Origin of the sequence: Propioniciclava sp., from assembly GCF_036744435.1 — a bacterium.
Classification (GTDB): Bacteria; Actinomycetota; Actinomycetes; order Propionibacteriales; family Propionibacteriaceae; genus Propioniciclava.
Genome location: NZ_DAIOIA010000172.1, coordinates 1 through 4,374, shown reverse-complemented (window position 1 = coordinate 4,374; position 4,374 = coordinate 1). Strand labels below are relative to the sequence as shown.

The following is a 4,374-nucleotide window of genomic DNA, read 5'->3' as shown; positions in this document are numbered from 1 at the left end:
GGACTGAGGCTGCGTCCGTCGAGGACTGAGGCTGCGTCCGCCGAGGACTGAGGCTCCCGACGTCGAGGACTTCGCCCCGCTTTGCCGAGGACTGAGCTTCCACCCCTCCAGGACTGAGGCTGCGTCCGTCAAGGACTCAACGCCCCAGCCCGAGGCGCCTGCCGGACGTTCCTGCGGGTGATGGATTCACGAGCGCGGCGCGCGGCCGTGGCGTCCTGCGACGGTCCTAGGCCCGCCGGACGCAGCACCGCGAGCTGCGGGAGGCGTCCAGGTCTTCTCGGGAGCCCTCAGGGGCTGAGCTTCAGTCGTCGAACAGCACAAGCCCAGTCCTCGGCGTCGGAAACCGCAGTCCTCGGCGGCCACAACCCCAGTCTTCGGCGGGCTTTGCCGCAGTCCTCGGCGGGTGGAAGCTCAGTCCTCGGCGCGGTGGGCTCAGTCACCGGGGGATCGGTGGGCCTAGGGTGGGACGCCATGAGCCCGGAACTGCTGGGGGGCGCTCGCCGCGTCCTGTTCGTGCACGCGCATCCCGACGACGAGACGCTCGCGACCGGCGGTCTGATCGCCGCCCTCGCTGAGCACGGCGTCGACGTGTTCCTCCTCACCGCGACGCGGGGCGAGCAGGGCGAGATCGTCCCGGGCAGTTTCGCCGTCCCGGGAGCGGTGCCGGGCGTCCCGCTGGATGCGGAACAGGCCGAGGCGCTGGCGCGGCACCGGGTCGCGGAGGTCCAGGAGGCGGCGCGGACGCTGGGGGTGCGCCACGGCGCCTTCCTCGGGGACGCAGGCGCCCGGGCCGCAGGGCGGGCGCCGCGCCGCTACACCGACTCCGGCATGGTCTGGCTGGACGACGCAGAAACCCTCGCCGGGCCGGGCCCCGACGCCGGACCGGACGCCCTGAGCCGCGCCGAACCCGCCGAGATCGCCCACGACATCGCCGCCTACGCGACCGACCAAGGCGCCGACGCGCTGGTCAGCTACGACGACCACGGCGGCTACGGGCACCCCGACCACATCGCGCTCCACACCCCGGTGACCGAGGCGTCCAGGCTCCTGGGTATCCCGTTCTGGGAGGTGGCCTCCCACTCGGACGCCCCCGGCGAGCACGTCGACGCCACCGCGCTGCTCGACCGGGTGAAGGCCGCGCTGGCCCACCACGCCACCCAGCTCACCGTCGACGGCGACGAGGTCGTCCACGTCGGAGGTCAGCGCCAGCCCATCGCGACGCGGTTCACCCTGCGTCGCGTCTGATCCGGGCTTCGGTCACAGCGGAGGCGCGTCCGACAGCGACCTCAGGCGCTCGCTGAGCCATCCACGTGCCGTGGAGATGGTGGGCAGCACGGGGGAGTATCCGTCGACTTCCGTCTCGGCCCGAGCGTCCGCGTAAGCGAGTTCCCAGCCATCCATGGCGCGGAGCGGGAGTGGCGGCCATGGAGGTTCTCGACGCCACGTGAAGGTGCTGACACACAGTTCGCGGAGCCGCGTGAGATTTGGGTCTGCGTTCCAGAGCAGTTGCAGGTCGACGAGATCGTGGGCCCGCTCATAGGCGGGATCGGTGACGGCGTGGAGTTTCTGGGCGATCTGATACTCGAGGTCGACCAATGCGACCGGATGTAGCTCGCCAAACCCGAAGATCGCTCCGAACCGCATCAGATCGCCGTCAATCTCACTGATCGCGGGTGCGTACGACGTGACCTCGGGATCGGATACCTCAACGTCGAGTGCTCCCCACGGGGTGCCAAGGAAGGCGATCGAGACCCGGTAGGGGTGCATGACGTATTCCGGGCGGGTGAGCCCCGGGTCGTGAGCCCAGACGGTCCTCATCGTGGCGGTGAATGCGACGCGGCGAGGGGCCTCCGCGTCGCGGCGCAGCTCCCCTTTCGAGGGCGGGACGGTTCCCCATCCCGTGGCTAGCCGGGAGCGGAAGGCCGTTTCGAAATCCTCGCCGCGGGCGCGCGTGGAGACGTCGAGGTCGGAGGTAGCGCGGGTGCCTCGCTCCCCGAAGCGGAGCTTGACGCCCATCCCACCCTTGACTGCCACAGCGTCCGGCAGCATCTGGGACACGACCAGCGTGCACAGCATCACCCGGGCCCGCGCGACCGGAATGCCCCACTGTGCTGCGGCTTGCTCGAGCCGGGCGTTGAGTTGCGTCACGGTGAGGGGTGGAGGGACGTTCACCTTGTCAGCGCCTATCCTCAGAGGGTTCGTGCGTCTCCATCAGCTCTCGACGCGAAGCCTCAGCGAGGAGGGATTCCCAGCGGTGAGGAGGTATCCGACCGCGCATGTCCTGGAAGGCTCGCTGGAGGGTCGTTGTCGCAATTCCTGCATGCACCGTGAGGTCGGCGTCGGCAATGTCGGCACGGTTCTCCAGCTCTAGCCAGGGAGGGAGCCTGCGACGGACTCGACGTCGCGTCCCCACACGGATGTGAGGTGGGTTGAACTGCCCAAGATCGAACAGAGCGAAGACCGACTCTCGTTGAAGGAAGGCGCCCGGACCAGCTAGTGCAACGGCCGTCGCCGGCTGAGTGAGTGGTGTGGTGGGAACGTCTCGGTGCGTGTAGACGCCCTGCCCGTGGGCGAGGAGGGCCCCGCGCCCGGACAGCTTTCGGACCTCGACGGAGGGGACGCCCGCGTCCTCAGCGTCGGCGAGGGTCACCACGCCGTGGTGCGTGGCTGCGACCTCCCACAGGTCTCTGCGGTATCCCATCGCCCCTCCTCGGCCTATACGGTACTAGTAATGGTACGCATTTGGCACGACATCTGAGAGTAGCCGCGATGCTTAGGGCCATGTGCGTCGGGATCAGCAGCGGGTCAGGTGGGCGTCCATCAGCTGCCGGGCGACCAAGGTCAGCTCGACGCGGCGGGCATCCGGGACGCCGGAGCTCACCTGGGCGAGGAACGCGTCGACTTCTCCGGTCATCGTCGCGCCCGCGGTGGGCGGGGTCTGGGCGAACAGGGTCTCGGGATCGCCGCGGCGGGGGCGGAGCGTCACCGTACCGGTCTCGGCGAGGTCGTCGATGATCAGGGCCGCGTCCTCGCCGAGGACGACGCTGGGGGCGACGCCCTGGGTGATCTTCGACCAGGTCACGTCCACGACGGCGTCGGGGTAGCCGAGGGTCAGCGTGCCCGCTGCTTCGAAACCGTTGGACAGGTGCACCGACGACCCGGTGGCGGTGTCGGGGTAGAGGCCGAACAGGTCGAGGGCGGGTTGCAGGGCGTAGACGCCGATGTCGGCCAGCGCCGAGTTCTCCAAGGCGGGGTCGAAGGCCCGCAGCACCTCCCCGGTCCGGAACGCGTCGTAGCGCGAGGAGTACTGCTGCTTGCTGAAGGACGCCTGCCGGATCGCCCCCAGCCGGTCGACTCCGGCGCGGATCGCGGCGAATGCGGGCGTGTACAGGCTGCGGACCGCCTCCATCGCGATCAGCCCGGACGCGGCGGCGGCGTCCTGGATCTCGGCGATCTGGGCGGCCGATCCCGCCATGGTCTTCTCGACCAGCACGTGACGCCCGGCGGCGAGCGCCGCGAGCGCCTGGGGGTGATGGGCGATGATCGGGCTGGCGAGGTAGACCGCGTCCACGGCGTCCAGGAGGGCCTCGTATCTGGTCGTGGCCATGGGGATGCCGTGACGGTGGGCGAACTCCTCCCCGGACTCGGCGGTCCGCGAATACACCGCGGCAACTGTCGCGTCCGAGCGGATCGTCACCGCCTCGGCGAACCAGTCGCTGATGAAGTTCGTGCCGACGATGCCGAAGCGCAGCATGTGAGTCCTCCCCGGTTGTGGTCCCCACCATCATCGCGCTGTGGGCCAGCGTCGCGTAGGGTCGTCGCCACGCGCCCCCAGGAGGAAACGTGAGCGCACGAGACGTGACGCGAGAGGCCGTTGCGGCGCTGGGTGGCCGTTGCGGCTGGCGGTGGTGGCTCCCGCTGGCGCTGTACCTGGCGGTCGCCGCCTTCACTCGACTCAGCTTCGAACCTCCCGCAGCAGGCTCGTGGTGGCCCAACACGGCTGCGGCGGCGGTCTACCTCACCGCAACCCAACTCCAGGTCCTGATGCTGTGGCGCGCGGCCGCCGAGCACGTCCGCGCGGGCGGGGCACGGGTGCCCGCCTTTGCGGTGGCGAGCGTCTCCATGGTGGTGTTTCCCCAGGTCATGGTCGCTCTCAGCACGGTCGCGGCCAACCTGGAATTGGCGTGGGTGGGCACCCAGGGCCCGCGCGTCTTCCCCCTGGCCGCCGATCACGGCGTGGCGGGAACGACGATGCAGGCAGGCATCATCGCCGCGCTGGCCGTGGTGGCGCTGACGTGGGGGACGGCGTGCGTCTCGCTCGTCGTATTGCTGGCCGCAGCGTGGCGGTGGGTGGGTTTCCTCGTCGGCCTGGTC

Annotated in this window: 5 protein-coding genes; 2 read left to right on the top strand and 3 right to left on the bottom strand. The window is 70.1% G+C overall.

What is annotated here, in order from left to right:
* Positions 1-471 precede the first annotated feature (471 nt).
* Positions 472-1,245 (top strand): PIG-L family deacetylase, encoded by a 774-nt coding sequence (locus V7E09_RS14600; RefSeq protein WP_324523619.1) that lies wholly within the window; start codon positions 472-474, stop codon positions 1,243-1,245.
* Between the two features lie 12 nt (positions 1,246-1,257).
* Here the strand turns inward: V7E09_RS14600 and V7E09_RS14595 are convergent, their stop codons facing one another.
* From V7E09_RS14595 to V7E09_RS14585, 3 genes are all read right to left on the bottom strand, one after another.
* The gene (locus V7E09_RS14595; RefSeq protein WP_324523618.1) at positions 1,258-2,172 is read right to left on the bottom strand and encodes a nucleotidyl transferase AbiEii/AbiGii toxin family protein; all 915 of its coding nucleotides are present in this window, start codon (positions 2,170-2,172) and stop codon (positions 1,258-1,260) included.
* Positions 2,173-2,176: 4 nt separating this feature from the next.
* Positions 2,177-2,701, bottom strand: a complete 525-nt coding sequence (locus V7E09_RS14590) for a type IV toxin-antitoxin system AbiEi family antitoxin domain-containing protein (protein WP_324511183.1) — start codon at positions 2,699-2,701, stop codon at positions 2,177-2,179.
* A gap of 93 nt (positions 2,702-2,794) precedes the next feature.
* Positions 2,795-3,754: a Gfo/Idh/MocA family protein gene (locus tag V7E09_RS14585; RefSeq protein WP_324511182.1), complete on the bottom strand. Its 960-nt coding sequence runs from the start codon at positions 3,752-3,754 to the stop codon at positions 2,795-2,797.
* Between the two features lie 89 nt (positions 3,755-3,843).
* On the opposite strand from V7E09_RS14585, the gene V7E09_RS14580 reads away from it, so the two are divergent.
* The coding region (locus V7E09_RS14580) for a hypothetical protein (RefSeq protein WP_324523617.1) at positions 3,844-4,374 on the top strand (531 nt) is incomplete at its 3' end.

Coding starts and splice junctions, on each gene's coding strand:
- V7E09_RS14600 (WP_324523619.1), top strand. CDS start 472: ATGAGCCCGGAACTGCTGGGGGGCGCTCGCCGCGTCCTGTTCGTGCAC.
- V7E09_RS14590 (WP_324511183.1), bottom strand. CDS start 2,701: ATGGGATACCGCAGAGACCTGTGGGAGGTCGCAGCCACGCACCACGGC.
- V7E09_RS14585 (WP_324511182.1), bottom strand. CDS start 3,754: ATGCTGCGCTTCGGCATCGTCGGCACGAACTTCATCAGCGACTGGTTC.